26 protein-coding genes are annotated in these 26016 nt (G+C 64.6%); 13 read left to right on the top strand and 13 right to left on the bottom strand.

Annotation, left to right across the window (positions count from 1 at the left end; all coding sequences use genetic code 11):
- Window positions 1-224: 224 nt before the first annotated feature.
- The 5 genes from AC0L3E_RS04765 to groES form a co-directional block, all read right to left on the bottom strand.
- A complete protein-coding gene (locus tag AC0L3E_RS04765; RefSeq protein ID WP_473604347.1) occupies window positions 225-1109 on the bottom strand; it encodes a helix-turn-helix domain-containing protein in 885 nt (294 codons plus the stop codon).
- A 331-nt stretch (window positions 1110-1440) separates the two neighbouring features.
- On the bottom strand, window positions 1441-1737 hold the full coding sequence (locus AC0L3E_RS04760; protein WP_473604346.1) for a DUF982 domain-containing protein: 297 nt from the start codon (window positions 1735-1737) through the stop codon (window positions 1441-1443).
- A gap of 98 nt (window positions 1738-1835) precedes the next feature.
- Complete coding sequence (locus AC0L3E_RS04755) at window positions 1836-2063, bottom strand: hypothetical protein (RefSeq protein ID WP_013530720.1); 228 nt, start codon at window positions 2061-2063, stop codon at window positions 1836-1838.
- Between the two features lie 69 nt (window positions 2064-2132).
- On the bottom strand, window positions 2133-3764 hold the full coding sequence (gene groL / locus AC0L3E_RS04750) for a chaperonin GroEL (protein WP_127301758.1): 1632 nt from the start codon (window positions 3762-3764) through the stop codon (window positions 2133-2135).
- A 56-nt stretch (window positions 3765-3820) separates the two neighbouring features.
- On the bottom strand, window positions 3821-4135 hold the full coding sequence (gene groES, locus AC0L3E_RS04745) for a co-chaperone GroES (RefSeq protein WP_127255658.1): 315 nt from the start codon (window positions 4133-4135) through the stop codon (window positions 3821-3823).
- Window positions 4136-4467: 332 nt separating this feature from the next.
- Between groES and AC0L3E_RS04740 the strand changes: the two genes are divergently transcribed.
- Together AC0L3E_RS04740 and AC0L3E_RS04735 are read left to right on the top strand one after the other, a co-directional pair.
- Complete coding sequence (locus AC0L3E_RS04740) at window positions 4468-4746, top strand: usg protein (RefSeq protein WP_127320453.1); 279 nt, start codon at window positions 4468-4470, stop codon at window positions 4744-4746.
- A gap of 173 nt (window positions 4747-4919) precedes the next feature.
- Entirely contained in the window at window positions 4920-5702 is a 783-nt protein-coding gene (locus AC0L3E_RS04735) for an SDR family oxidoreductase (RefSeq protein WP_128307829.1), read from the top strand.
- Between the two features lie 134 nt (window positions 5703-5836).
- On the opposite strand, the gene AC0L3E_RS04730 is transcribed toward AC0L3E_RS04735, so the two are convergent.
- A complete protein-coding gene (locus AC0L3E_RS04730; RefSeq protein WP_127297074.1) occupies window positions 5837-7339 on the bottom strand; it encodes a helicase HerA domain-containing protein in 1503 nt (500 codons plus the stop codon).
- Between the two features lie 208 nt (window positions 7340-7547).
- Here AC0L3E_RS04730 and AC0L3E_RS04725 point away from each other — a divergent pair, with 208 nt between their 5' ends.
- Window positions 7548-7853, top strand: coding sequence for a hypothetical protein (locus AC0L3E_RS04725; protein WP_013530714.1), 306 nt, complete (start codon window positions 7548-7550; stop codon window positions 7851-7853).
- 73 nt (window positions 7854-7926) lie between these two features.
- On the opposite strand, the gene AC0L3E_RS04720 is transcribed toward AC0L3E_RS04725, so the two are convergent.
- The 3 genes from AC0L3E_RS04720 to AC0L3E_RS04710 form a co-directional block, all read right to left on the bottom strand.
- Entirely contained in the window at window positions 7927-8775 is an 849-nt protein-coding gene (locus tag AC0L3E_RS04720; RefSeq protein ID WP_473604345.1) for an aldo/keto reductase, read from the bottom strand.
- A 146-nt stretch (window positions 8776-8921) separates the two neighbouring features.
- The gene (locus AC0L3E_RS04715) at window positions 8922-9554 is read right to left on the bottom strand and encodes a Vgb family protein (protein ID WP_256746852.1); all 633 of its coding nucleotides are present in this window, start codon (window positions 9552-9554) and stop codon (window positions 8922-8924) included.
- Between the two features lie 36 nt (window positions 9555-9590).
- The gene (locus AC0L3E_RS04710) at window positions 9591-10811 is read right to left on the bottom strand and encodes a helix-turn-helix domain-containing protein (protein ID WP_473604344.1); all 1221 of its coding nucleotides are present in this window, start codon (window positions 10809-10811) and stop codon (window positions 9591-9593) included.
- A 306-nt stretch (window positions 10812-11117) separates the two neighbouring features.
- Between AC0L3E_RS04710 and AC0L3E_RS04705 the strand changes: the two genes are divergently transcribed.
- The 3 genes from AC0L3E_RS04705 (at window position 11118) to AC0L3E_RS04695 (ending at window position 13268) form a co-directional block, all read left to right on the top strand.
- Complete coding sequence (locus AC0L3E_RS04705) at window positions 11118-11870, top strand: DUF899 domain-containing protein (RefSeq protein WP_473604343.1); 753 nt, start codon at window positions 11118-11120, stop codon at window positions 11868-11870.
- Between the two features lie 83 nt (window positions 11871-11953).
- Complete coding sequence (locus tag AC0L3E_RS04700) at window positions 11954-12214, top strand: hypothetical protein (protein ID WP_127267446.1); 261 nt, start codon at window positions 11954-11956, stop codon at window positions 12212-12214.
- Between the two features lie 49 nt (window positions 12215-12263).
- A complete protein-coding gene (locus AC0L3E_RS04695) occupies window positions 12264-13268 on the top strand; it encodes a zinc-dependent alcohol dehydrogenase family protein (RefSeq protein ID WP_473604342.1) in 1005 nt (334 codons plus the stop codon).
- A gap of 63 nt (window positions 13269-13331) precedes the next feature.
- Here AC0L3E_RS04695 and AC0L3E_RS04690 read toward each other — a convergent pair whose 3' ends face one another.
- Both AC0L3E_RS04690 and AC0L3E_RS04685 read right to left on the bottom strand, forming a co-directional pair.
- Complete coding sequence (locus tag AC0L3E_RS04690; protein WP_473604341.1) at window positions 13332-14330, bottom strand: bestrophin family protein; 999 nt, start codon at window positions 14328-14330, stop codon at window positions 13332-13334.
- A 53-nt stretch (window positions 14331-14383) separates the two neighbouring features.
- Window positions 14384-15004, bottom strand: a complete 621-nt coding sequence (locus tag AC0L3E_RS04685) for a TetR/AcrR family transcriptional regulator (protein WP_473604340.1) — start codon at window positions 15002-15004, stop codon at window positions 14384-14386.
- Window positions 15005-15488: 484 nt separating this feature from the next.
- On the opposite strand from AC0L3E_RS04685, the gene AC0L3E_RS04680 reads away from it, so the two are divergent.
- From AC0L3E_RS04680 to AC0L3E_RS04650, 7 genes are all read left to right on the top strand, one after another.
- Window positions 15489-15986 carry a (2Fe-2S)-binding protein gene (locus AC0L3E_RS04680; RefSeq protein ID WP_473604339.1) on the top strand — a complete coding sequence of 166 codons (498 nt, stop codon included), beginning with the start codon at window positions 15489-15491 and terminating at the stop codon, window positions 15984-15986.
- On the top strand, window positions 15983-17041 hold the full coding sequence (locus AC0L3E_RS04675; RefSeq protein ID WP_473604338.1) for an FAD binding domain-containing protein: 1059 nt from the start codon (window positions 15983-15985) through the stop codon (window positions 17039-17041). Before AC0L3E_RS04680 ends, AC0L3E_RS04675 begins: the two co-directional genes overlap by 4 nt.
- A complete protein-coding gene (locus AC0L3E_RS04670; protein WP_473604337.1) occupies window positions 17031-19289 on the top strand; it encodes a xanthine dehydrogenase family protein molybdopterin-binding subunit in 2259 nt (752 codons plus the stop codon). The genes AC0L3E_RS04675 and AC0L3E_RS04670 overlap by 11 nt, the downstream gene beginning before the upstream one ends.
- A gap of 230 nt (window positions 19290-19519) precedes the next feature.
- The gene (locus AC0L3E_RS04665) at window positions 19520-19999 is read left to right on the top strand and encodes a (2Fe-2S)-binding protein (RefSeq protein ID WP_128308262.1); all 480 of its coding nucleotides are present in this window, start codon (window positions 19520-19522) and stop codon (window positions 19997-19999) included.
- Window positions 19996-20979, top strand: a complete 984-nt coding sequence (locus AC0L3E_RS04660; RefSeq protein WP_128308261.1) for an FAD binding domain-containing protein — start codon at window positions 19996-19998, stop codon at window positions 20977-20979. The genes AC0L3E_RS04665 and AC0L3E_RS04660 overlap by 4 nt, the downstream gene beginning before the upstream one ends.
- The gene (locus AC0L3E_RS04655; protein WP_473604336.1) at window positions 20976-23270 is read left to right on the top strand and encodes a xanthine dehydrogenase family protein molybdopterin-binding subunit; all 2295 of its coding nucleotides are present in this window, start codon (window positions 20976-20978) and stop codon (window positions 23268-23270) included. Before AC0L3E_RS04660 ends, AC0L3E_RS04655 begins: the two co-directional genes overlap by 4 nt.
- Before the next feature lie 123 nt (window positions 23271-23393).
- Complete coding sequence (locus AC0L3E_RS04650) at window positions 23394-23729, top strand: hypothetical protein (protein WP_128308259.1); 336 nt, start codon at window positions 23394-23396, stop codon at window positions 23727-23729.
- A 70-nt stretch (window positions 23730-23799) separates the two neighbouring features.
- Here AC0L3E_RS04650 and AC0L3E_RS04645 read toward each other — a convergent pair whose 3' ends face one another.
- Both AC0L3E_RS04645 and AC0L3E_RS04640 read right to left on the bottom strand, forming a co-directional pair.
- Window positions 23800-24861: an isopenicillin N synthase family dioxygenase gene (locus AC0L3E_RS04645; RefSeq protein ID WP_164898615.1), complete on the bottom strand. Its 1062-nt coding sequence runs from the start codon at window positions 24859-24861 to the stop codon at window positions 23800-23802.
- Window positions 24858-25817, bottom strand: coding sequence for a LysR family transcriptional regulator (locus AC0L3E_RS04640; RefSeq protein ID WP_127268795.1), 960 nt, complete (start codon window positions 25815-25817; stop codon window positions 24858-24860). The genes AC0L3E_RS04645 and AC0L3E_RS04640 overlap by 4 nt, the downstream gene beginning before the upstream one ends.
- Window positions 25818-26016 lie beyond the last annotated feature (199 nt).

Below are 26016 nucleotides of genomic sequence, written 5' to 3'. Positions count from 1 at the left end.
TGGTTGTAAGAAGGTCGTTGACTGCTTTGGTCTGAAGACACCCATCCGCCCTCGCCCAAACTGCATTGGGAACCGGGACCCGGCGCCGGCCTTTCGAGCCGCGCCGACAACCTCCGCCGACGGAGGAATTCGAGACAAGCGTTCTCCATCGCGAACCGCTCCACGCGGCTCACGTCGTCATGCAAAAGAAAAAATCCTCCCTTGGTTCCTCCCTGGCTCCTCCGTTAAGCGGCTTTTCCCGCGTTGATGTTGTCGGCCAGCAGGCGCCTGAAGCGCGAGGGCGGCATGCCCTTCTCCGCCAGGAACTGCCGGTTGAAATTGGACAGATTGTTGAAGCCGACCTCGTAGCAGATGTCGGTGATCGAGGCCTGCTCGTCGCTCATCAGGATCTGGCAGGCAAGGTTGATGCGCAGCCGCTTCACATACTGCACCAGCGACATGCCGGTGTGACGGCGAAACGAGCGTGAGAAAGCGCCGGTCGATTGGCCGGCGATGGCGGCGAGGTCCGCCTCGTCGAACAGCTGCGTCAGGTTTTCCCTGATATAGGCGAGCGCCTTATTCATGCCGGCGGTCATGTAGCCGGAGGGATCGGGCCGGTAGCTGGCGCTGGCCAAAAGCTGGAATTCCTGGGCGCGGCTGAGCAGGCCGGCGATCATCATGAACAGCTCGATGCGGCGCACACCTTGTGCCTGCATCATCTCTTCCATCAGCGGCGCCAGCGCCTTGCTGGTGCGGCTGGAAAACAGCACGCCGCGCCGCGACGCCTCGAGCAGAGCCGCAAGTCCCGCCAACTCCGGCAGCACGTGCATGGCATCGCCGATGAAACTTTCTGAAAACTGGATGATGCGGCCGCGCAGCGGGATCGAACTGCCCCTGGCGATATCGCTGACCCAATTGTGCGGCAGGTTCGGCCCGGTCAGCACCAGATTGCCCGGCTCGAACTCGCCGATGAAGTCGCCGACGAAATAGCGGCCGTTGGTGAAGATCACCTGATGCAGTTCATATTCGGGATGGAAGTGCCAGCGCACCGTATGGAAGGGGTAGCCGTGCGACCACGCCTTGAAGGACTCACCGCGTCGTATCTGGACAACTTCCAGGTCCGGTTCCATGTCCGTTTCCTCCCGGGCCGGCACGGATATCTGCCGCGTTCGGCCCAATTCCCTAAACCGGCCGAATTGGTTTCGGCTCTGCATTTCAAGAGCCAAGGTACCGGCTCATGACAACAGGCGCCACCACGATTCAAGACAACGGATGATACTTTTTTAACCGGGAGGCGGCGCTCAGAAGCGCTATTCGGGCAGAACAGGTCAGTCTTGCTGACGCGTTCGCTCAATTGACCAACGAGGATGCCGCCCGCCTGGAAAGGAATTCCGGCGTCTCCGTGTTCGCCTGGCTTATCGCAAGACCATGGTCTTCAGGTGCTGTTGTAGCGCCGCATCGTCAGTTCACCTCGTGCGCAGCGCCACCCGTCACCGTCGCGAGGGGCGTGACCATGTCAGGCACCAGTATGTCGTGGCGGCGCGCGAAGCTGACCAGCGTGGCTCGCACCGTTTCCGGATCGATCTCGCCGACGATGCCCGCCTTGCAAGCGTTGAGCGCGACGGCATGGGCGCCGTTGCGGCCGGCGCTCGGCCAGTCCTGCAGCAGTGCGTAAGCTTCCATCACGCTGTCGATCTTCCTCGGAAAGCCCATGCCGACCAGAAGTGTGACCGGTTCCTCAAATTGCCCGTGATTCATGGCTTGTGCCTCCTCTCGATTGTTCAGGGCCTGCAGCGCGCCGAACACCGGGGAGCACGGCCCGCCGCGGATAGGTGAATGGACTGGCCGATTCCCGTTCAACCGCTGCCGGCGGATACCTCGGATGTTGCCGACACTTGCTGCGCGGCAAGGAACATCAGTGCCGACGCCGCGGTTCGCCGGTTCCAGCCGGCAGCTTCAGCCATGTCGAGCAGCCCTGCCAGCAGCGGCTTCAGCACGTTCCTGCATTCTGTTTCATAGGCCAGGAATTCCTTCGCCTGGTGCGTAGGAGCCGGTACGGATCCGAGGCCAGCCATTGCATCCATCTTTACCTCCACTTTCTCTTCGGATGACGCCCGCTCCCCGCCAGGGAAGCGGGCGGATTGGCCGTGACCTCAGAAGTCCATACCGGCGCCGGCGGGCATTGCCGGGGCGGCGGCTTCCTTCTTCGGCTTCTCGGCCACCATCGCCTCCGTGGTCACCAGCAGGCCGGCGACCGATGCCGCGTCCTGGAGAGCGGTGCGCACCACCTTGGCCGGGTCGATGACGCCCTGGCCGTAGAGATCGCCGAATTCGTTGGTCTGGGCGTTCCAGCCCCAGCCGAATTCGCTTTTCTCGCGCAGCTTGCCGACGATGATCGAGCCTTCGGCGCCGGCATTCTCGGCGATCTGCCGGACCGGCGTTTCGATGGCACGGCGCACGATATCGACGCCAGTCTTCTGGTCCGCATTGTCGGTCTGCACGGCATCGAGCGCCTTGGCTGCCCGCAGCAGCGCGACACCGCCGCCAGGCAGCACGCCCTCCTCGACGGCCGCGCGGGTCGCATGCAGCGCATCGTCGACGCGGTCCTTACGCTCCTTGACCTCGACCTCGGTCGAGCCGCCGACCCGGATCACCGCAACGCCGCCGGCGAGTTTGGCCAGCCGCTCCTGCAGCTTCTCGCGGTCGTAGTCGGAGGTGGTCTCCTCGATCTGCGCCTTGATCTGCGCGACACGGCCCTGGATCTCTTCCTTGCGGCCGACACCGTCGACGATGGTGGTGTTTTCCTTCTCGATTACCACTTTCTTGGCGCGGCCCAGCATCTGCAGCGTCACGTTTTCCAGCTTGATGCCGAGATCTTCCGAGATCGCGGTGCCGCCGGTGAGAATGGCGATGTCTTCCAGCATGGCCTTGCGGCGGTCGCCGAAGCCCGGCGCCTTGACGGCCGCGACCTTGAGGCCGCCGCGCAGCTTGTTGACGACCAGCGTCGCCAGCGCCTCGCCTTCCACATCCTCGGCGATGATCAAGAGCGGCTTGCCCGACTGCACCACGGCTTCAAGCACGGGCAGCATCGCTTGCAGGTTGGAGAGCTTCTTCTCGTGGATCAGCACATAAGGCTCATCGAGTTCGACGCGCATCTTGTCCTGGTTGGTGATGAAATAGGGCGAGAGATAGCCGCGGTCGAACTGCATGCCTTCCACGACTTCCAGTTCGGTCTCGGCGGTCTTGGCCTCCTCCACCGTGATGACGCCTTCATTGCCGACCTTCTCCATTGCCTCGGCGAGGAAACGGCCGATCTCGGCATCGCCATTGGCGGAGATCGTGCCTACCTGCGCGATCTCGTCGTTTCGGGTGACCTTGCGGGCATTGGTCTTCAGTTCGGCGACCACCGCATCGACCGCCTTGTCGATGCCGCGCTTCAAATCCATCGGGTTCATGCCCGAGGCAACCGCCTTGGCCCCTTCCCTGACGATCGCCTGTGCAAGCACCGTTGCGGTCGTCGTGCCGTCGCCGGCAAGGTCGTTGGTCTTGGAAGCCACTTCGCGCACCATCTGGGCGCCCATATTCTCGAACTTGTCTTCCAGTTCGATCTCCTTGGCCACGGTGACACCGTCCTTGGTGATGCGCGGCGCGCCGAACGACTTGTCGATGACGACATTGCGCCCCTTGGGACCGAGCGTCACCTTCACCGCATTGGCAAGGATATCGACGCCGCGCAGCATCTTCTCGCGCGCTTCGGTATGGAATTTCACTTCTTTGGCAGCCATTGGATCACTCCTTTATCTAGGCAGCATTCGTTGACTGGACGGATACGAAGAAGCCGTCAGGCGGCCTTCTTCACTTCGGCGATCTCATCGATGACACCCATCACGTCGCTTTCCTTCATGATGAGCAGGTCCTCGCCGTCGAGTTTGATTTCGGTGCCGGACCATTTGCCGAACAGGATGCGGTCGCCGACCTTGACATCGAGTTCGACAAGCTTGCCGCTGTCGTCGCGCGCGCCGGGACCGACGGCGAGCACTTCACCTTCCTGCGGTTTTTCCTTTGCGGTATCGGGGATGATGATGCCGCCGGAGGTCTTCTCCTCGGCTTCAAGGCGGCGGACCAGAATACGGTCATGCAATGGACGGAACGCCATGTCGTTCTCCTCGTGGACAAACAGGTTTTTGAGGTTCCTCCGCACCGAACCGGCAATATCGGACCGGTGCGGAACGCCCCGACCCTTCGTCAGGCATCGCGGCGCATATCGAGCTAGTTTTGCCGTTTTTCGGTTTCAAGAGACCGGCGAAAAAATTTTTCCATTCGACCAGAAAGGGCGCCAACGCACTGTTATGGCGCGGCTATTTTCGGAACCCCCGAGCTTCTCGCGACGTTGTTTGAAGAGGAACCGATCGTCCCGGCATGGCATCGGGCGAGTTCAATACGGACGTCGCGGGCTGGAGGCCTGAACGGAGAGAGAAGGAGAAAGACATGGCCGATACGGTCAGCAGCGAATTCCGCCTGCAAATGGAAGGTTATGGCCTGACGACGGCCGAAATCCACTATCACCTGCCTGATCATCCGAGCCTGCTTCAGCTCTATGTCTGGCAGGACTATGATCTCGCTCCGGCCTTTCCCGAACTCAAGGGCTTTCTCCAATATTGGGAGCGCGAACTCGACGGTCCGCTGCACTCGGTCCGCGTTGCTCATCACCGGCTCATCCGGCCTTCGGAGTGGCGAGCCGTCGAGGGCATCATCACGGTCCACTAGAGGTCTTTGGGACGGACTCCGCTCCTGCTTCGCCCCCGGAGCGACGACGTTGGAGCAGGCTCTTGCCGGCCCCACGCAGCGCCAACAATCTCCGCTCCAAGATTTCCAATTTCCATGTTGTAAAACGATCCTGCCGCGCTAGCCTGAAACCAGATGCGAGGTGGGGAAGAGGAATGGAGCTTCAGCTCAACGGCAAGGTGGCGCTGGTCACCGGCTCGACGCAAGGCATCGGCCGCGCCATCGCCGAGACGCTGGCGCGCTGCGGCGCCGGCGGCCTGCTCGTCACCGGGCGCGAGAAGACCCGCGGCGATGCCGTGGCGGAAGAGCTTTCGCGGCTCGGCACGCCGACGGTCTTCGTCGCCGCGGACCTCGCCGACCCGGCGGCCCCTGCCCTTTTGGCGCAAGCCTGCATCGAGCGCTTCGGCCGCATCGATGCGCTGGTCAACGCCGCAGGGCTGACCGACCGGGCCTCGTTCCTCGACGCCGATCTCGATGGCTGGGCCTCGCTGTTCGCGGTCAACGCGCGGGCACCGTTCTTCCTTATGCAGGCGGCCATCGCCGACATGAAGAAGCGTGGCCAGGGCGGCGCCATCGTCAACATCCTGTCGATCAACGCCCATTGCGGCTCGCCGGAACTCGCCGTCTATTCCGCCAGCAAGGGCGCGCTGGCCACGCTGACCAAAAACGCCGCCAACGCCCATCGCTTCGATCGCATCCGCGTCAACGGCATCAATGTCGGCTGGACCGACACGCCGGCCGAACGTGTCATGCAGGCCGACACGCTGGGCAACGGGCCGGGCTGGCTCGATGCCGCCAACGCTTCGCAACCCTTCGGCCGCCTGTTCTCGACGAGCGACATCGCCAACCTCGCCGTCTTCCTGCTTTCGGATGCTGCCGGGCCGATAACCGGCACGCTCGTCGACCAGGAACAGTGGGTGATCGGGGCGAACCGGTGAGCGCCATCGAAACGCATGCGCCCTGCATGACGCATTTCGGCGTCGGCGCTTTCACCGTTGCCGCCAGAAGTTGGTCGCGATGACGGTGACTGAAAACGCCTATCGCCTCATTCGCTCAAAGCACCCACGCCGCCTCACAGCGCCAGGCTCCCCTGCTCCACCTCCTCGGCATTTGGATCTCCCGGTGCGGTGGCCCAGGCCAATTCGACCAGCGTCACGGTGCGCCGGCCTGTCCCGTCGAGTTGGCAGACGATGAGCCCCTGCTCCTCGATATAGGTCAAGAGGCGCCGGGCGCGGCGCAGCGAGTGCGAGCCGTAGGCGCGGGCGATCGCGGCGTCGCTCGGGCATGGCCAGCCCTCTTTCGCCGCACGGGCGATCATCATGAACACGCCCTGCATGTCGTCGGGCAGCAGCGACGCGCGGACGGAAACGTCCCGCCACGCGTCATCCTGCGTCGTCTCGGAACCAAGGCCGGCACGGGCGCGCGTCAGCATGCGGCGGAACTCCGGCAGGTCCGGCACAACCGACGCGAGGCCTTCTATGCGGCAGCGAACCACGAATTCCTGATAGAGCACGCCGATCACGCGAAAACCGGCATCGGGCTGCGCCAGGATGGCGCGCAGCACACGGTCGACGCGCTCACGACGCTCGGCCAGATCCTCGGCGCTGATTTGCGGCTCCGCCGGCTCGGGGCGCATTTCCAGTGCCGCCGATTTGGCCGCCATCAGCTGGTCGAGCAGGTCCGGCGACGCCGGGCGGCGCGGCGTGCGCACCGTCTCGGGTGGCGGCGCCGCCAGGATGATCGCGCGTGCGTCTTCCAGCGCGGATTCCGGCATTGCCATGAGCCGCGGCGTGCCGTTGCGCGGGCTGGTGTCGGTCGGGCCGATGCGCAGCCCCAGCGGACGGCGCGACAGGGCCGGGCCGAGCGCCATGAACTGCCCGCGTTCCAGATCGCGGAACGCTTCCGCCTGGCGTCGCTCCATGCCCAGAAGATCGGCGGCACGCGCCATGTCGATATCGAGGAAGGTGCGGCCCATGAGAAAATTGGACGCCTCGGCGGCGACGTTCTTGGCGAGCTTGGCCAGCCGCTGGGTGGCAATGATGCCGGCCAGCCCGCGCTTGCGGCCACGACACATCAAATTGGTCATGGCGCCGAGCGAGAGCTTTCGCGCTTCGTCCGACACCTCTCCGGCCACCGCTGGCGCGAACAGCTGCGCCTCGTCCACCACCACCAGCATCGGATACCAGTGGTCACGGGCGACCTCGAACAGCCCGCCGAGGAAGGCGGCGGCACGCCGCATCTGGTTCTCGGCGTCGAGCCCCTCGAGATTGAGCACGGTGGAGACGCGATGCATGCGCGCCCGCTCGCCGGCCGCCTGCAGGCCGCGCTCGGTATGCTGCTCGGCATCGATCACCAGATGGCCGTAACGGTCGCCCAGCGAGACGAAGTCGCCCTCGGGATCGATGATGGTCTGCTGCACCCAGGGCGCGCTCTGCTCCAGCAGGCGCCGCAGCAGATGCGACTTGCCGGAGCCTGAATTGCCCTGCACCAAAAGGCGAGTCGCGAGCAGTTCCTCAAGATCCAGCTTCGCCGGGGCGCCCGCGGTCGTCTGTCCCATCTCGATCGCAACGGTCATCTCGACTCAGGCGCTCCTTTCGCAGACGGGCTTATCAACTGGGTCACAGCCCGTCGAGCGTGCATGACCGCCTGCGGCGTGTTGCGCACAACTGTGCAGGCACCGCCTGGAGGGGTCATCAGCCAATGCCTGGCGCAAACTTTGGGTTGACCCCTTCGGACCACGAGGCGACACTCCACCCAACGCTACGAGTGCGAGGAGGAATGCGATGGACGAGCCCGAACGGTGGCGCCACATGTCGACGGCGCCGAAGGATGGCAGCCGCATCCTGGTCACGGTGCGTCCGTCCGAACAGGGACCGGCGGAAGTAGACCTTGCCTATTGGTCGCGTGCCGACCAGTTCGCCTCGGAAGGCTGGCGCGCGTCGGACTCCTCGCCCGGGCGCGTCATCGAATATGCCGACCCGGAACTGAAGTGCTGGATGCCGTTGCCGACGGCCAACCTCAGCCGCGCGTCCATGCCAGCGCCCTGGGAAGGCGAAGACGCCCAGCAGCTGGATGGGTCCGGGATTTAAGCGCGCGGAGAGGCCGGAGATTGGCCAATCTCCCCCTCGTGCGGGAGATTGGCAGCTTCGCGGTCGGCAGTCCTCAGAACAGGAACGCGGCCGTGGCGGGGTTGGGCCCGTTGCGGCCTTCGGGCGAATCCATGCCGCGGATCGTCTGCAGGTCCTGGGCATCCAGTTCAAAATCGAAGACATCGAAATTGGCGGCGATGCGATCCCTGCGGATCGACTTTGGAATGACGATCAGCCCCTCTTGGAGATGCCAGCGGATGATCGCCTGGGCGACGGACTTGCCATGTTTTTTGGCGATGCCTGAAATGGTCGGATCGCCGAGCAGCCGGCCGCTGCCCAACGGGCTCCAGCTTTCGATACGGATGTCGTGCTTGGCGTGAAAGTCCCTGACACCGCGCTGCTGGAACTGGGGATGCAACTCGATCTGGTTGACGACGGGCGTCACGCCGGTTTCCGCGATGATCCGCTCCAGATGGTCCTGGTTGAAGTTCGAAACGCCGATCGACTTGATGCGGCCGGCCTGCAGGAGTTCGACCAGCGTCTTCCAGGCCTCGACATATTTGTCCTGGCTGGGCACAGGCCAGTGGATCAGGAACAGGTCGATCTGCTCAATGCCGAGCTTGGCCATGGTGTCATCGAAGGCGCGTAGCGCCGCATCGCGCTGGTGTGCGCCGTTGCGCAGTTTCGAGGTGATGAACAGCTCAGCCCGCGACACGCCGGCGCTGCGGATCGCCTCTCCGACCCCTTCCTCGTTCTGGTAGCCTTCGGCGGTGTCGATCAGACGATAGCCGGCCTCGATGCCCCAACCCACCACCTCGGCGGTAATATCCTGGTCGACCTGCCACACGCCAAGGCCGAGCTGGGGAATGGCGGAGCCGTCGTTCAATGCAATCTGTTCAGGCATGATGGGCTGTTCAGGCATGGGGGGATCCTTTGCAAATCGGGTCCGGGCGGTCTGCCCGGTGCACAGCCTATCTAGGTCCGACAGGATGCGACGACCAGCCGACAGCGGACAAATTGCCGTGTGAAGTGCGCCTGCAAGTGTGACTTTCGGCGTCGGCCGCATCCTCACCGCGGCCGGCGCACCGCCCTCACCACCCCGGCGGATGTGCTGCCGCAATAGAGGCGGTCGCCGCCATCGGATTCCAGCCCCGACACGCCCATGCCGGCCGGCATGTCGAGCTTCTCGAGAACCTTGCCTGATCGCGGGTCGACGCGGCGCAGGTCGCTCTGGTCGCCTTCCCAGGTGGCGTGCCACAGCTCGCCCTCGACCCATGTCACCCCGGTGACGAAACGGTTGGATTCGATGGTGCGCAGGATCGCCCCTGTCTCCGGGTCGATCTGGTGGATCTTGCGTTCGCGATATTGCCCCACCCAGAGCGTCCCTTCGGCCCAGGTCAGCCCGGAATCGCCGCCGCCGCCCGGCGCCGGAATGGTCGCCAGCACCTGGCCGGTATCAGGGTCGATCTTCTGTATCAGGTCGTCGGCAAGCTGGAAGAAGTGCTGGCCGTCCCAGGCGGTGCCGGCATGCGCCGCGACGTCGATCGAGCGCAGCGCTTGGCCGTTTTCCGGGTCGAAGGCGTTCAGCTTCTCGCCCGAGGCGAACCAGACATTGTTGCCGTCAAAACTCACCCCATGCACCCTCTCCACATCGGCAAAGGGTCCGTATTCGCGCAGGATTTCGGCCGTTGACTGTTTCATGTCCTTGTCCTCGTTGAGATGATCCGATGTCACTTCCTAACCGTTCGGCAGCGGGGCCGGGAGTAACAAGGTGGTCGTGAATCCCGCCACCGGCGGCGTCATCCAGCGGCGCGCCCGGCCGTGACCGAAAAACTGCACCTTGCCGGCCTCGCCAAGCTGCTCGAGCGCCCGTTGCACACTGCGTTGGCCGGTGCCAAGCGCCAGCGCCAACGCCGAACTCGCCCAGGATTCACCATCGGCAAGGAAAGCCAGCACCGCCGCGTGCCGCTCCTCGATCGGCCGCGCCAGCACCAGCACCTCGCGTGCCTGGCGCGGCGCCAGCGCGAAGCCCTGGCTGGTCGCGCCGATGTCGGCCAGGCCGCGCAATTCGGTGCGCAGCCGGCCGATCTCGACCCGCAGCCGTGCCCGGTGCGATTCATCGGCGTGCCTGCCGCCGAAGGCTTGCGCGATCAGCCTCGCCCTCGACACATCGCCTGGCCACGCTTCGGCGAGCGTACGGGCCAGCGCAAACAGCACCGGGCGCGTTGCCAGCGAGACCGTTTTCTCCTGTTGGCGCACGACATAGCGAAAGCTATCGACCAGCAATGCCGGCGACGCTTGCAACGCCTCGACGTCCTCAAGCAGCAACGAGCGCTGCTCGCCAGCCGCGATCAGCCGCGCCGCCGGTGTGTCCAGCGCCAGGAATGCGCGATCGACTTCAGCGATGAGCCCCGCAATGCCGGCCTGGCGGGCGGCGTGGCGTGCCCACTCCAACGCCCTGCGCGCCGGCTTCGTCTTGAGGCGCCGCATCGCGATGCCGGCGACGGCCAGCTCGTGGGCGGCGCGCGAGGCCGGCGGAAGCGGCATCGGATCGAGCCCGCCCAGCACGTCTTCGGCCTCGTCGAGACGGCCGATCAATAGCAGGCGGCGCACCTTGAGGTGGCCGGCATGCGCTGCGTTCAGCCGGTCGCCATGCTTTTCCAGCGTCGCCCGCGCCGCATCCAAAGCCTTGGCCGGCCAGCCGAGATCGCGTGAGACCAGCGCGATCTCGGCCTCGGCAACAACGCATCTAGCACGCGCTACCGCTTCTTTCGGGCCGAAGCCACGCGCGGCCCGCCGCAGCAGCGCCTTGGCGCGATCGAGATCACCGAGCTGCGCCATGGCGATGCCGCGCAGCGCCAGCGCCGGAGGGTCCTCGCGCAGGGCGACGCGATCCAGCGCGCCGAGCGGATCGCCTCCGGCCAGCGCCAGCGCCGCGGCGGTGATCAGCGAATCCATTCAAATCCCGTCACACTTGTAACTCCCACCCTTGTGCGTCGCCGCCCTAACTTAAATCCGTACCATCAACCGGCAAGCCGCATCGGCCAACTCTATCGGCAACGCGCGGCACGCCAAGGGAGAACCGACAATGCCAACCGACACTCCTCTCCATGACGCGGCCGAAGGCACCGTGAGGGTGCGCCACCCCTGCTGCGACGGGCCGGCTCCTGCAAATCCCGTCACACTTGTAACTCCCACCCTCGCGCTTCACCGCCCTATTCTGGCTGACAGCAAGCGACAACAGACTGGCAAAGGAAACAGCCAATGACCAAGCACATCGCAATGAAGACCCCGCCGATCGTTTCGAGGCAGGACTGGGAAGCTGCCCGCGAACAGATGCTGGTGAAGGAAAAGGCAACGCTGCGGGCCAAGGACGCATTGGCCGCCGAGCGCCGGCGCATGCCGTGGATGAAAGTCGACAAGGCCTATGTGTTCGAGGGGCCGAATGGCAGAGCGAGCCTGCTCGATCTGTTCGAAGGCCGCCGCCAGCTGATCGTCTACCGCGCCTTTTTCGAGCCCGGCGTGCATGGCTGGCCCGATCATGCCTGCCGCGGCTGTTCGCTGGGCGCCGACCAGGTCGGCCACCTCGCCCATCTCAACGCCCGCAACACCACGCTTGCCTACGCTTCGCGTGCCCCGCAAGCCGACATTGCGCGGCTGAAGCAGCGGATGGGCTGGCAGATGCCCTGGTACACAATCACTGACAGTTTCGACAAGGACTTCGGGGTCGACGAATGGCACGGCCACAACGTCTTCATCCGTGACGGCGACCGCATCTTCCGCACCTATCTCATCAACAGCCGCGGCGACGAGGCGATGGGCACCGTCTGGAGCTATCTCGACGCGACGCCGCTCGGCCGCCAGGAAATCTGGGAAGACTCGCCCGAAGGCTATCCGCAGACCCCGCTCTATTCCTGGTGGAACTGGCACGACAATTACGACGCCGGGGCCGACAAGAAATGGGAAGAAGTGTCTGCTGCCGGCGAGGCTGCATTCCGCGACAAGGGCGAGCAGTAACGGTTGTTCAGTCTGGGTTCCTCTCCCCACTCCGTGGAGAGAGGAACCTGTCGTGGCTGGCATGATCATCAAGGATTAAGGCGATGAGCGATATCCATACCGGTGCCGGCAGCACGATCCCGGAAGCCGCAACCCTCGGGCTGGCCGACTGGCTTTGCCTTGCCGCGGCACCGACTTTCGCCGTGATGGCGCTGCTCACCTGCATCTTCAGCGGCGATGCGGCCATGCAGTGCATGGGCATCGACGCCTCGCCCCTCACGGGCATGGCCGCGATGTATCTGCTGATGAGCGCCTTTCATCTGGCGCCCTGGCTGCGGGTGATCTCAGGCCGGCAGGCCCGCTAGGCGCAGCGCGCCATTCCAATTCCAGACACCCCACACATCGGAGAAGACAATGAGACTGGTCAGGCTGAGAGCGCCGGGCGGCTTGGGCAATCTCGACCTGGTCGAGGAAGATCCGCCCCAGCCAGGGCCGGGCGAGGTTCTGGTCAGGATCCGGGCCTGCGCGTTGAACATGCGCGACGACTTTGCCGTGCAAGGCAAGATGCCTCTCGCCGACGGCCGCGTTCCGCTCTCCGACGGCGCCGGCGAAGTGATTGCCCTCGGCGACGGTGTCGATGCACTCAAGCCCGGAGACAGAGTCGTCAGCGTCTTCTATCCCTGGTGGCTGGGCGGTGACATGACGCCCTGCACCCGGCGCGATATTCCGGGAGACAGTTTCGACGGCTTCGCCAGCGAGTATGTGTGCATGCCGGCGCACGCTTTCACCAAGGCACCGGCAGGCTATACGCATGTCGAGGCGGCGTCGCTCACCTGCACCGGCGTTACCGCCTGGCGCGGCCTGGTTGTGTGCGGCAAGGTGAAGCCGGGCGACGCGGTGCTGGTCCTCGGTTCGGGCAGTGTATCGCTGTTCGCGCTGCAATTCGCCAAAGCCGCCGGCGCCCGGGTCATCGCCACCTCATCCGACGAGCAGAAGCTGGAAAGGCTCACGCGCCTCGGAGCCGACGCCGTCATCAACTACAGGTCCGTCCCGGACTGGGGTCGCAAGGCCAGGGACCTGACGGGCGGGCGCGGCGTCGATCACGTGATCGAGGTCGGCGGACCCGCCACGCTGGCGCAGTCGATTACCGCCTGCCGCACGGGCGGTCACATCGCCCTGGTCGGTGTGCTGACCGGCTTTGCGGCGGAAGTCTCTATCCCCGCCCTGTTTTCCAACCAGATCCGCATCAGCGGCATTTCCATCGGCAGCCGGGCCGACCAGGAGGATATGATCCGCGCGATAGAGACTATCAGGCTGAAGCCCGTCATTGACCGCCACTTTCCGCTGCAGGACATCGCCACCGCCTTCGCGCATTACGAAACCCAAAAGCATTTCGGCAAGGTCTGCCTCGACGTTTGAGCGGCCTCCGCCAGCAGCACGATGAAGGGGACCGTCGGGCCCGCGCCTTCGTCGTGATCCTGCCTAGGTCGCGATGTCGTTGACCGGCATCAGGGGCTTGGGAAGGCCGGCCTCGCCGAGCCCGCTGCGCAACTCGATCTCGATGTCGCGGCAGATCTGCGAGATCGGGACGTCGTTGGCGTTGCCTTCGAACGGGTTGGCGCTGCTTTCGCCGACCTGGTCGAGGGACATGTAAGCCCAGCCGAGCAGCGTGCTGAACGGGATCGTCAGCCAGATTGCGATCGACCCGAGCGCGCCGCCCAGTTTGCCCATATCGGCAAAGACGGGAACGACCCCGAACGGCAACAGCGTGCAGAAGATCATCACGAACATCGAACTGACGATGGCGTATTGCCGGGGATAGGGATTGTTCTTGATGCGATCGCAGCGCGCCTGCTGGTCATGGAAGTCGCGGATCAGCTTGGTCAGCTCGCCATAGATCTGCGGAGGGATTTTTGCATCCTTGAACAGCGCATTGACCTGGACAGATTGCAGTTCGAGCAGGGCTATCGCCGGCTGGGGCGATTTCAGGACGTCCTCGGCCTGTTCGGCGAGCAGCGGATGCAGCTCATCAGCGATCGAGCTCGCATCCTCATGGATACGGTAGCGCCGCCGGTATTCGATATTGGCGGCCCGCGCCATGGATTCCCATGGCATCGGCCGGCGCAGGGAAAAACGCAATGCCGTCATCCAGGCGATGTGGCGATAGATGAGCTGTCTGGCCGTCGGCGCGTCGAGGAAATCCCTGCAGAAATTGGACCACAACCGGCTGCTGGCCGTAATTTGCGTAAAAGCCTGCAGCGCGTCGCTGCTGCGGGTGAACACCTGCGAATTCTTGAACCCGGCAACGAGTGACACGGTGGTGCCAAGCACCAGCACCACCGACCATGGCACCGAAAACCCGGCGATGCCTGGAAGACGGTAGGCGGCCACGGCCAGTCCGCTCACCACCACCATGTAGATGACGCTGCGCCGCGACCACAGCGCGAAATCCACTATTTTGTAGGAACGGCCTACATACATCGGGTCCCCTCAAATCGGCAGGTGTGGTTTTGCACGGGCGGAATCTCGTCGCCTCATTGTGCCTTTGCAGCCCCGAACCGCAACCCGTCCATCAACAGCTTGACCAGCCGGCGCGAGCGGTCGCGCCATTCGGGGGTGTCGGGCGCTGAATAGATGCCGCCCAAGGCGTGCAGCACGTCGGAAGCGTCGACGTCGCCGCGGATGGTGCCGTCGGCCACCGCCGCCTCGACCAGCTGCCGCAAGGCTTGCGACACCCGGCCGAACGTGTCGGAAAACAGCGTCGAATTGGTGGTGAGCACGATGCGCAGGCTGGTCGCCAGGCCGCGCTTGGTGGCGATGTAGTCGACGAAGCGCTGCATCCACTGTTCCAGCGCGACATCGGACGGATGTTTTTGGGCAAGCTCGCCGGCGGCCGCGCACAGCGCCTCCACCTCACGACGATAGACCACCTCGACCAGATGCTCGCGCGTCGGGAAATGCCGGTAGAGCGTGCCGATGCCGACGCCGGAGCGGCGCGCGATCTCCTCCAGCGAGCCATCGATTCCGCGCTCGGCAAAGACGGACACCGCCACCTCGACCAGCCGGTCGCGGTTGCGCCGCGCATCGGCGCGCAGCGGCTTTGCGTCTACGGCCTCGGCCTTCTGTACAGCAATGGCGGACGGCTCGCTGGCCAATTTTTTCTCCACATCGTGTCAGGGGGCTTGAACCCGGCCGGGTCAGCCACCACGTAATAAACGGAGGCGCCTCCGTTTTAGTGGAGCACCTTTATCATATAATCAGGGGAACCGGTATGTCACGTCTTTCGAACACGCAAGCCGACATCTCCCCTGCCCACTGGGCGTCGAAAACGCTGGAGAGCGTAATCTCCCCCCTTGAGGGGGAGATGGCCGGCAGGCCAGAGGGGGGCGCTGTCCCGCCGACCCATCAACTGATCGTAATTGCTTCCTCGGACAGGTTTCCACCTGGAGGGGGCAGAAGTCGCAAAGTTAGCGATCCTTCGCGCCCCCCTCTGCCCTGCCGGGCATCTCCCCCTCAAGTGGGGAGATTGGCTGTCGCCACTGTCTTCGCCCTTCAGACCTAGCCGTCCCTGCACTTGCCCTTCTTCGGCAAGACACCAGTTCAATCCCATCCGCGTCAAGCAACTGGAGCCAGACGCCCATGACCCGCCTTCCCATCACCCTCACCATCAACGGCCACCGACACGAACTGGAGGTCGATCCACGCGTAACCCTGCTCGACCTGCTGCGCGAGCGGCTCGATCTCACCGGCACCAAGAAGGGCTGCGACCGCGGCCAGTGCGGCGCCTGCACGGTGCTGGTCGACGGCAAGCGCATCAACTCATGCCTGGCGCTGGCGGTCAGCCATGACGGCGCCCAAGTCTTGACCATCGAAGGCGTCGCCCACGGCGAGGAACTGCATCCTGTGCAGACCGCCTTCATCGCCCATGACGGCTTCCAGTGCGGGTTCTGCACACCCGGCCAGATCATGAGCACGCTCGGCCTGATCGCCGAGGCACAGGCCGGCGACGATCCCGAACGCATCCGTGAGGGGCTGAGCGGCAACATATGCCGCTGCGCGGCCTATGGCGGCATCGTCGAGGCCGTCCTGGAAGCCCAGCAACAGCTTGTCAAAGCCGACCGGAGGACCGCGGCATGAGAGATTTCGATTACATCAGGCCCGCCACCATCCTCGACGCCATCGCCGCGGCAGCCGAGCCGGGTTCGGCCTATCTCGCCGGCGGCACCAATCTGCTCGACCTGATGAAAGGCGGCATCACCAATCCCGAGCGTATCGTCGACATTTCCCGGCTGCCGGAGCTCAACCGCATCGAACGTCTGGACGATGGTGGCCTGCGCATCGGCGCGCTGGTCCGCAATGCCGACCTTGCCCATGATCCGGCGTTCGCGAAATCCTATCCGGCGGTGGCCGAGGCGCTGCTGTCGGGTGCTTCGGCGCAGCTTCGCAACGCCGCCACCGTCGGCGGCAATCTGTTGCAGCGCACGCGCTGCAGCTATTTCTACGACACCGCCAGCGCCTGCAACAGGCGCGAGCCAGGCACCGGCTGCGACGCGCTGGAAGGCGAGAACCGCCTGCACGCCGTGCTCGGCTGGAGCGATGCCTGCATCGCCACCCACCCGTCGGACTTCTGCGTGCCGCTGGTGGCGCTCGACGCCGTGGTCGAGATCGAGGGCAAGGGGGGTCGGCGCCATGTGACACTGGAGGAATTCCACCGGCTTCCCGGCGAAACGCCGCAGCGGGAGAATGCGCTGGAGCCCGGCGACCTGATCGTGGCGGTGCGCCTGCCGGCGGAGGCGGCCTCCTTCTCCGCCAATGCCCGTTACCTGAAAGTCCGCGAACGCACCTCTTATGCTTTTGCCGTCGTATCGGCCGCGGCAGCGCTCGTCGTCGATGGCGGCAAGATCCGCGCCGCAAGGCTGGCACTGGGCGGCGTCGCGGCCAAGCCGTGGCGGGCCCGAACGGCGGAAGCCGTCCTGCTTGGCGCGGACGCCGGCGAGGCGACCTTCGCGAGCGCCGCGGACGCTGCCTTGGCCGATGCCAGCCCCTCCGGCGACAATGCCTTCAAGATCGAGCTTGCCCGCCGCATCGTGGTCAGGGCGCTGGTATCAGCGCTTTCGGGAACGCCCGAGCGTCTGCCAGCCCTTCCTGCCTCCCCGTTCTCGAACATTCCCGGAGCGCGCCATGACGCTTGAACTCAGCCTCAACCAGCAACCCGCCCATGCCCGGCAGGGCTCCAGCATCGGCCAGCCGCTGACCCGCCGCGACGGCTTTCTGAAAGTCACCGGAGCCGCGCGCTATGCCGCCGACAACCACCCGCCCGGCATGCTCTACGCCGTGCTGGCGGTCAGCAGCATCGCGCGCGGCCGCGTTGCCGCTCTGGATATCGAGGCGGCCAAGGCGCACCAGGGCGTGGTCGAGGTGATGACGCCCAAGAACCGGCCGGCGCTCGCCGCTGACCCGGACGCCAAGGACCACCCCTTCATGTTCCGGCTCGACCTGCTGCAGAACGATCAGGTCCGCTACCCCAACCAGAGCATCGCCGTGGTAATCGCCGAGACGCTGGAGGCGGCAACCGAGGGGGCGGCTTTGCTGTCGCCGCGCTATGAAGTGCTGCCGGCGCGCGTTGGCCTGGACGGCGCTGAAAGCTTCGTGCCGCGTGGTGTCGGCGTCGGCGGTCCGGCCGTGCAGCACAAGGGCGATGTCGAGGCCGGCCTCAAATCGGCAAAGACACGGATCGAAGCCACCTACGAGACGCCGGCCCAGTACCACAACGCCATGGAGCCGCATGCGATCGTCGTCGCCTGGAATGGCGACACACTGTCGATCGACACGCCGAGCCAGGGCCTTGCCATGGCACAGGGCCGCATCGCCGGCCTGTTCGGCATCGCGCCGGAAAACATCCACATCCGCAGCCCGTTCCTGGGTGGCGGCTTTGGCTCGAAAGGCATGATCTCCGGGCCGCAGGTGCTCGGCATCCTGGCGGCGCGCCTCGTCCGCCGTCCGGTCAAGCTGGTGCTGCGGCGTGAGCAGATGTACGGCCCGGTCGGCCACCGTGCGCCGACGCGCCAGACGCTGCGCATGGGCATGGACGGCGAAGGGCGGCTGACGTCACTCGACCATCATGCCAAGACTGCGTCGAGCACGTTCGACGATTTCTTCGAACCGGCCGCGGACGCCTCGCACACGCTCTATGCCAGCCCGGCCATCGCCACCTCGCACGATGCGGTGCGGTTGGACACCGGTACGCCGCTGTTCATGCGGGCGCCTGGCGAAGCGACCGGCTCGATCGCACTCGAAAGCGCCATCGACGAGGCGGCTCACGCCTGTGGCATGGACCCGCTGGAATTCCGGCTGCGGAACTATGCCGAGGTCGAGCCCATGACCGGCAAGCCGTTTTCCTCCAAGGCGCTGCGCGAATGCTACAGGCAAGCGGCCGAGACGTTCGGCTGGGCAAGCCGCCCGCTTCAGCCGCGGCTGATGCGCGACGCGGACGGTTTCCTGACCGGCTGGGGCATGGGCACGGCGACGTTTCCGGCCCTGATGTTCCAGGCCGAGGCCCGCGCCGTGCTGAGAAGCGATGGCAGCGGCCTGATGGAGACCGGCGCGCAGGACATGGGGCAAGGCGCCTGGACCGCCTTCGCCCAGATCGCCGCCGACGGACTGGGACTGGATATCGACCAGGTCGATTTCAGGGCCGGCAGTTCCGATCTGCCCAATGCAGGCATTGCCGGCGGCTCCGGCCACACGGCGACGGCCGGCATGGCGATCCACAATGCGGGTGCCGCCGTCATCGCCAGGCTCGCCGATCTCGCCACCAGTGACGAGCACTCACCGCTCTACGGCGCCGGCAATGAAGGCGTGCTGGCGCGCGGTGGCCGCCTCTATCGGCGCGACGATGAAAGCCGCGGTGAAAGCTATGCCGAGATCCTCACGCGCGCGGGCCTCACCGAGATCGAGGGCCATGGCAAGGGCGCTGCGGACCCGGCATCCCAGGAGGCCTATGCCAAGCACGCGCACGGCGCCGTGTTCGCCGAGGTGAAGGTCGATCCGGATTTCGGCCAGATCCGTGTCACAAGGCTGGTCGGCGCGTTCGCCGCCGGGCGGATCATCAATCCCAGGCTGGTGCGCAGCCAGTATTATGGCGGCATGATCTGGGGCGTCTCGTTCGCGCTGCATGAGGAAGCCATCACCGACCGGCGCTCTGGCCGGATCCAGAATGCCAACCTCGCCGAGTATCATGTCCCGGTGAATGCCGACGTTCCGTCGGTCGAGGCGCTGCTGGTCCACGAGGACGACCCTCACGTCAACGCGCTCGGCATCAAGGGCGTCGGCGAAATCGGCATCACCGGCACGGCCGGCGCCGTCGCCAATGCGGTCTGGCATGCGACCGGGGTGCGGCCTCGGCGCTTTCCGATCCGCATCGAGGATCTGCTGGGGTGAGGAGTGGTCCGCATAGCGGACGGGAAGCCAATTGCTTGGCTTCCCGAACGACGAACGGTGAAGGCCCGGTCCGCCTTCGGGCGGATCAAAAGGTCCAGTGGACCTTTTTAAAGGGCCGAACGCCCGAACGGTCCGGAGCGACAGCGAAGGGCCGGACAGCGGGCGCTAGCTCCTCGCCGGCCCAACATCAGATCAACGACTTCGCGTCAAGCAACTGGAGCCAGATGCCCATGACGAAAACAACGATCCCGGTCCATCTCGACATCAACGGCGACCTTCACGGGCTCGACATCGAGCCGCGTGTGACGCTGCTCGACGCCCTGCGCGACCGGCTCGGCCTGACCGGAACCAAGAAGGGCTGCGACCACGGCCAGTGCGGCGCCTGCACCGTGCATGTCGACGGCGAGCGCGTGCTGGCCTGCCTGACGCTGGCCGCACAAGCCGAAGGCCGCACCATCACCACCATAGAGGGGCTTGCACGGGAGGGCGAAATGCATCCCGTGCAGGCTGCCTTCCTCGAACAGGACGCCTTCCAGTGCGGCTATTGCACGCCGGGCCAGATCATGTCGGCGGTCGCCTGCATCCGTGAGGGCCATGCCGGCTCCGACGGCGAGATCCGCGAATACATGGCCGGCAATCTCTGCCGCTGCGGCGCCTATCCGCACATCGTCGCCGCCATTCGCCAAGCCGCCTTGGAGGTCGCATCATGAGGGATTTTTCGTATGTGCGCGCCAACTCGGTCGATGCGGCACGCCAAGCGGCCGCCCTGCCCGGCGCCATGCTCTTGGCCGGCGGCACCACGCTGGTCGATCTCGCCAAATGCGGCGTCGCCGAGCCCGAGACGCTGGTCGACATCGCTCATCTCAAGGGGTTGGACAGCATCGAGGTGAACGAACGCGGCGCCACCATCGGCGCGCTGGCCAGGATGAGCCATGTCGCCGACCATGCCGACATCAAGAGCCGCTTTCCTGCGGTGTCGGAAGCCCTGTGGCAGGCGGCTTCCGCGCAGATCCGCAACATGGCGACCATCGGCGGCAATCTGATGCAGCGCACGCGCTGCCCCTATTTCCGTGATCCCGGGAATTTCTCCGCTTGCAACAAGCGGGAACCCGGCAGTGGCTGTTCGGCCATAGGCGGCGTCACCAGGGGCCACGCCGTGCTCGGCGCCAGCGACGCCTGCATCGCCATGTATCCAGGCGACCTCGCCGTGGCGCTGGTCGCCTTCGACGCAACAGTCCATCTCGGCGAGCGTCAGATCCCGGTCGACGATTTTTTCCTGCTGCCCGGCACCACGCCGGATAGAGAACATGCGATCGAACCGGGCGAGATGATCACCGCCATCGAGATCCCCGGCTCGTCCTCTGCCCGGCGTTCGACCTACCTGAAAATCCGCGACCGGCAGTCCTATGAATTCGCGGCGGCAAGTGCCGCTGTCGGCATAGAGTTCGAACCCGACGGCCGAACGATCCGCGATTTGCGGGTGGCGCTTGGCGGCATCGCGACCAAGCCGTGGCGGGCGCGAGCCGTTGAGGCAGCCTTGATAGGCAACGCGCTGGAGCCGGACGCAGTCCGCGCCGCCAGCCTGCTCGCAGTCGAAGGCGCCGTTGATCACGGCGCCAACCACTACAAGATCGAACTGGCGCCGCGCGTCGTCGCCCGCGCCATCCTCAAATTGGGAGAGACGGCATGACCGTTCACAACATCAGGCATGGAGCGTCCGACGGCGCTTTTGCCGAAGCCGTCGGCGGCCGGCTGTCGCGCGTCGACGGCCCGGCCAAAATCACCGGCGCGGCGAAATACGCCATCGAGCAGCAGCTCGAAGGCCTCGCTTACGCCGTGCTGGTCGGGAGCACGATTGCATCCGGCAAGGTGCGCGCGATCGACACCAAGGCAGCCGAGGCCGCTCCCGGCGTGCTGCAGGTGCTGACGCCGGACACCATCATCAGCCTGAAGACCGCGGCGGACTGGTTCGGCACACCGCCGCCCGACAAGCCCTATTGCCCGCTCGCGCGCGACATCACCTTCTCGGGTCAACATGTCGCTGCCGTGGTCGCCGAGACCTTCGAACAGGCGGTCGCGGCGGCGGCCCTGGTCAAGGTCAGCTATGACGAGACGCCTTCCATCGTCGACCTCAGCGACGGCAAGGCCGGCGACGGCATCCCGATCGACGCCATGACCAAGGAATGGGGCGATGCGCAAGGTGCGTTCGCCTCGGCACCGGTCCGCATCTGCGCCGCCTACAACACGCCGCGCGAATACCAGGCGCCGATGGAGCCGCATGGCCTGATCGCCCGCTGGGAGGGCGACAAGCTCACCGTGTGGGAGCCGAGCCAATGGCTGGATGGGATGGCGCGCACCTATGCCGAATGGTTCGGCGTGCCGTTCGAGAACGTGCGGCTGGTCTCGCCCTATATTGGCGGCGGCTTCGGCTCCAAGGCACTGGCGCTCAGCCATGGCGCGGTGGCCGCATGTGCGGCCAGAATGCTCGGCCGGCCGGTGCGGCTGGTGATGACGCGGCCCCAGACCTTCACCGGTTACGGTGGTCGCGCCGCGACGCGGCAGACGGTGACGATCGGCGCCGACGCTGACGGAAAGATCCAGTCGATCGTGCATCGCGGCGTCAATGAGACCTCCACCGATGGCATGTGGGTCGAGCCGCTGGGATCGGTCACCTCGATCATGTATGCGACGCCGAATTTCTCCTCGAAGCAGAATGTCGTGCGGGTCAATTCGGTGGTGCCGGGCGCCATGCGCGCACCGGGCGAAAACCCCTCGGCCTTCGGCATCGAAAGCGCCATCGACGAGCTCGCTTACGAGGTCGGCATCGATCCGCTGGAAATCCGGCTCCGGAACTATGCCGAGCAGGATCCGCATGCCAAAAAGGCTTGGTCTACCCGGCAGTTGCGCGAGGCTTTTGCCGCAGGTGCGGAGCGCTTCGGCTGGGCCAGGCGCTCGCCCGAACCGCGCTCGATGCGCGACGGCACCCAGTTGATCGGCTGGGGCGTCGCGGCCGGCACCTATCCGGTTCGGCGCGCCTATGGCGAGGCGATCGTGCGTATCCTGGCCGACGGCTCGGTCGAGGTCGAAAGCTCGTCGATCGACATGGGCCAGGGCACCTACACCATTCTGGCGCAGACCGCCGCCGAAACGGTCGGCGTGCCAGCTGACGACGTGGTGGTGAAGCTCGGAGACTCCCGCTTTCCGCGTGCCGGCGTCACCGGCGGCTCGCGGCTGGCCGGCGTCATGACCGGCGCCGTATACAAGGCCGCGAGCTCAGCGCTCGACCAGTTGGTGGGCCTTGCCATCAGCGATCCGCGGTCGCCTTTCCACGCGCTGCAGGCCAACACGCTGGTCGTCGCCAATGGCCGCATCGCTTCGCCGCGCGGCGACGGCCCCGATGTCTCGATCGCCGAACTGCTCAAAAGCGTCGGCCGCGACCACATCGAAGCCACCGGCGACACCATGCCGGAAAACTCGACGCCAGAGGAGCGCTACAAGAACTACACCACCATCGCCATGGCATTGCCGCACACCGAGGGCGACTATTCCCGCCACTCCTGGTGCGCGCATTTCATCGAGGTGCGCGTCGACGAGGATTTCGGCACGGTGCGTGTATCGCGTGTGGTGTCGGCGCTGGATTCGGGGCGGCTCTACAACCCGAAACTTGCCGAAAGCCAATGGAAGGGCGGCATCATCATGGGCATCGGCCAGGCACTGCTGGAAGAAGGCATCGTCGACCGCCGCCACGGCCGCATCGTCAATGACAACCTCGCCGATTACCTCGTGCCGACCAATGCCGACATCCCCGACATCGAGGTGATCTCGGTCGGCATCCCCGACCTGCATTCCTCGGTGCTCGGCGGCAAGGGCGTTGGCGAACTGGCCATTGTCGGCGTGGCGCCGGCGATTGCCAACGCGGTGTTCCATGCGACGGGAAAACGCGTGCGGGATTTGCCGATCACGCTGGAGAAGCTGATTTAAGGGCGGTGGCCCATCTCCCCCTTGAGGGTCCCCTTGTGGGGAGGCCAGGCCGCAGCTTCGGGCGGTGGTGCTCCCTCCACACTTTCACCTTCAGCACTCGCGCAACCATCAAGGGGTAAGACCATGAGCGACATCCATTTTGGCACCGGCAAAATGCCCCCTGAAAACATTACCCCCCTCAGCATCGCCGACTGGCTGTGCCTTGCCGCGGCCATAGCCGAAACCGAGGCCCGCCACGCGATCCGAAAACCGCTGACCCGGACGACGAGCCGTGACTTCCTTATGCAGGTTTTCTGCTCCGTTGCTGCTCAAAGCCCAAATCGGCAAGACCGCGCTCCACGAAGCCCTCAAAGCCGAAAAATTAGCCACATCCACCGTCAAACCGAAATGGGTTCTTCTGGTGACTCCATGGCTAACCAGTTAACCCGACGCTACCCATCGAGGGCGCTATCATATTGATCTCGGTCAACGGGCGGCGGGTATGCGATGCGCGGCCACAGGAGCGGCCGCGCATGACGGGATTATCCGCTTAAGCCGCGGTTTCGGCGCCGGCCTCGCTTTGCGCGGCATAGTGCGCAAATGTCGCCTTGAAGCGGCCATTGACGTATTCGCCCGACGTGATCGGAGGGTACTTCGCAGGATGATCCTCATCAATGCAACTGGGAAGCACCTCGATCACGGCATCATAGTTTGGACCGAAGAAGAACGGGATCGAATAGCGTTCTTTGCCGGAACGGTTCACCGCGCGGTGGACGGTCGAGGCGAAAAGGTCATTGGTCCAACGCGCCATCTGATCTCCCACATTGACGACGAAGCAGCCGGGGACGGGATCGGCCGCAATCCACTCGCCTGTTGCATTCAGTACCTGCAAGGCTGAAATACCATCCTTCTGGGCCAGGATCGTGAAGCACTCATAGTCCGAATGCGCCCCAATGCCGATCTGTCGGTCATCGATCTCGCCAAACTGCGGTGGGTAGTGGAGCACCCGCAAAGTTGCGAGCGGCTTGCCGACCAGCAGGTCAAAATATGTCTCCTCCAACCCCAGAGCCAGAGCAAAGGCATGGAGCAGGTGGCCACTCAGCGTCAGCATCTCGGCATGGTAGGCTTCCAATGCCGTTCGGAATTCCGGCCTGCCCGCTGGCCACTGGTTGGGACCGTAGAGTACTTTGCCGGCCTTCACGTCCGGATCGTCGGCTGGCACATCCAGCGCAATATCATAGGATTCGTGCAGGTCTCCGCGCGCGGTCGGATCCGTATTCTCCTCCAATATTGCCGCATAACCGCGATTATTCTTTGAATTGGAAACGTGATTCTCCATCTTCACGTCGTCGGATTCGGCGAAATACACCTCCGCCACCTCAAACGTGGCATCGATGACATCCTTCGGAACGTGATGGTTCTTGATATAGAGGAAGCCGACTTCCGTGCAGGCCTCGCGCAGTTCCTGGGCGAGCTTTCGCTTGGCCGCCTCGTCGCCTGTGAACATGGGCTCGAGATCAATGATCGGGATCTTGTCGAAGCTGACACGCTGCGGGTCGAGTCCTCCCCCTTTCATTGCACGCGCGCCGTTGCCGGTTTCAAGGACCTTCATTTTTCTGTTCCCTTTTCTTGCTGGCTTGCATCGAAAATTGTTTCGACGTAGTAGCGCGGCCCCGTGAAAACGAAGCCGGGCGAGAAGTAGCGGCCGCAGACATCCATGAACGCGGTCATCTTACGCGACGGAGCGTGCGGGCGCGATATGCGGATGCTGACCCGCTTTTCCGCGGACTCCCATGTGTCGAGCAACGGAATGAGGTGGCCGCGTTCACACTCGATCGTGGTGAAGAAGTGCGGTAGATAGGCAATGCCCTCGCCCGCAACGGCGAAGTACTTGATAGTCCAGTATTCGTTGGCGATCAGGTTGCTGCGCGGCAAGATACTTTCCTGCGCGGTACCTTTCTGTAGCCGCCAGTGCTGCAGGCCCGCCGAGGTGCGATAGACAATGCCCTGGTGTTCCGCCAAATCGGCGGGTTTTCGTGGCATCCCGGCACGCTCGACATAACTCTTGCTGGCAAAGAGTGCGAATTTTGCGGTGGAGAGCGTTTCGCCGCCTTCGATACCTTCGTCCCATGAAATCACGGCGTCGAGCATATCGAGGCTCTCCGGCGCGTAGAGAACGTGCGGCGAAAAGAAGGTGAGTTCGATTTCCACCTTGGGGTAGAGCTTTCTGAACGCCATGAGCATCTGCGTGTAGTAGGCCGTGCCGAACTCCCCCGTGGCGCCGATCCGCAAGGTTCCGGTCACGTCGTCGCTCAGTTCCGTCACGGCGGCCCGCGCCGTATCGCAGCTTTGCAGTATCTGCCGCGCGTGCCCGAGCAGGGTTTGCCCTGCCTCCGTGAGCAACAGGACACGGCCGGAGCGCTCGAACAGAGCGACCTTCAGATCGTCTTCAAGCTGCTTGAGCCGAAGACTGAGCGTGGATTTGGGCAGGCCGTACAACTTCGCCGCGGCGGACAATGACCGCAGTTCCGCGATTTTTACAAATGATGCCAGAGCATCGGTGTTCATTTGATCGTTCACATTCCTGTGCAAAATGCCCAAAAAATGAGCATGATTATTTTTGTTGCATGAACGAACGTAATCGGCTGTTATGCACTGCACAAGAGCCAATTCGCTTTTGCCAAATCAAAAAAGACGCTCCGGCGGCAATCGTCACCGTGCAGGGAAGCTGCATGGGCGCGGCATGCTTCCGGCTGAGAAAAACAAA

The organism is Mesorhizobium sp. WSM4822 (assembly GCF_055811155.1).
The sequence above is the reverse complement of the archived record's forward strand: the minus strand, read 5'-3'. Positions and strand labels throughout refer to the sequence as shown.

Coding starts and splice junctions, on each gene's coding strand:
- AC0L3E_RS04645 (WP_164898615.1), bottom strand. CDS start 24,861: ATGAAGGTCCTTGAAACCGGCAACGGCGCGCGTGCAATGAAAGGGGGA.
- groES (WP_127255658.1), bottom strand. CDS start 4,135: ATGGCGTTCCGTCCATTGCATGACCGTATTCTGGTCCGCCGCCTTGAA.
- AC0L3E_RS04735 (WP_128307829.1), top strand. CDS start 4,920: ATGGAGCTTCAGCTCAACGGCAAGGTGGCGCTGGTCACCGGCTCGACG.
- AC0L3E_RS04740 (WP_127320453.1), top strand. CDS start 4,468: ATGGCCGATACGGTCAGCAGCGAATTCCGCCTGCAAATGGAAGGTTAT.
- AC0L3E_RS04710 (WP_473604344.1), bottom strand. CDS start 10,811: ATGGATTCGCTGATCACCGCCGCGGCGCTGGCGCTGGCCGGAGGCGAT.
- AC0L3E_RS04715 (WP_256746852.1), bottom strand. CDS start 9,554: ATGAAACAGTCAACGGCCGAAATCCTGCGCGAATACGGACCCTTTGCC.
- AC0L3E_RS04760 (WP_473604346.1), bottom strand. CDS start 1,737: ATGAATCACGGGCAATTTGAGGAACCGGTCACACTTCTGGTCGGCATG.
- AC0L3E_RS04705 (WP_473604343.1), top strand. CDS start 11,118: ATGACCAAGCACATCGCAATGAAGACCCCGCCGATCGTTTCGAGGCAG.
- AC0L3E_RS04680 (WP_473604339.1), top strand. CDS start 15,489: ATGACCCGCCTTCCCATCACCCTCACCATCAACGGCCACCGACACGAA.
- AC0L3E_RS04695 (WP_473604342.1), top strand. CDS start 12,264: ATGAGACTGGTCAGGCTGAGAGCGCCGGGCGGCTTGGGCAATCTCGAC.
- AC0L3E_RS04675 (WP_473604338.1), top strand. CDS start 15,983: ATGAGAGATTTCGATTACATCAGGCCCGCCACCATCCTCGACGCCATC.
- AC0L3E_RS04670 (WP_473604337.1), top strand. CDS start 17,031: ATGACGCTTGAACTCAGCCTCAACCAGCAACCCGCCCATGCCCGGCAG.
- AC0L3E_RS04655 (WP_473604336.1), top strand. CDS start 20,976: ATGACCGTTCACAACATCAGGCATGGAGCGTCCGACGGCGCTTTTGCC.
- AC0L3E_RS04640 (WP_127268795.1), bottom strand. CDS start 25,817: ATGAACACCGATGCTCTGGCATCATTTGTAAAAATCGCGGAACTGCGG.
- AC0L3E_RS04650 (WP_128308259.1), top strand. CDS start 23,394: ATGAGCGACATCCATTTTGGCACCGGCAAAATGCCCCCTGAAAACATT.
- AC0L3E_RS04725 (WP_013530714.1), top strand. CDS start 7,548: ATGGACGAGCCCGAACGGTGGCGCCACATGTCGACGGCGCCGAAGGAT.
- AC0L3E_RS04660 (WP_128308261.1), top strand. CDS start 19,996: ATGAGGGATTTTTCGTATGTGCGCGCCAACTCGGTCGATGCGGCACGC.
- groL (WP_127301758.1), bottom strand. CDS start 3,764: ATGGCTGCCAAAGAAGTGAAATTCCATACCGAAGCGCGCGAGAAGATG.
- AC0L3E_RS04690 (WP_473604341.1), bottom strand. CDS start 14,330: ATGTATGTAGGCCGTTCCTACAAAATAGTGGATTTCGCGCTGTGGTCG.
- AC0L3E_RS04700 (WP_127267446.1), top strand. CDS start 11,954: ATGAGCGATATCCATACCGGTGCCGGCAGCACGATCCCGGAAGCCGCA.
- AC0L3E_RS04720 (WP_473604345.1), bottom strand. CDS start 8,775: ATGCCTGAACAGCCCATCATGCCTGAACAGATTGCATTGAACGACGGC.
- AC0L3E_RS04765 (WP_473604347.1), bottom strand. CDS start 1,109: ATGGAACCGGACCTGGAAGTTGTCCAGATACGACGCGGTGAGTCCTTC.
- AC0L3E_RS04730 (WP_127297074.1), bottom strand. CDS start 7,339: ATGACCGTTGCGATCGAGATGGGACAGACGACCGCGGGCGCCCCGGCG.
- AC0L3E_RS04755 (WP_013530720.1), bottom strand. CDS start 2,063: ATGGATGCAATGGCTGGCCTCGGATCCGTACCGGCTCCTACGCACCAG.
- AC0L3E_RS04665 (WP_128308262.1), top strand. CDS start 19,520: ATGACGAAAACAACGATCCCGGTCCATCTCGACATCAACGGCGACCTT.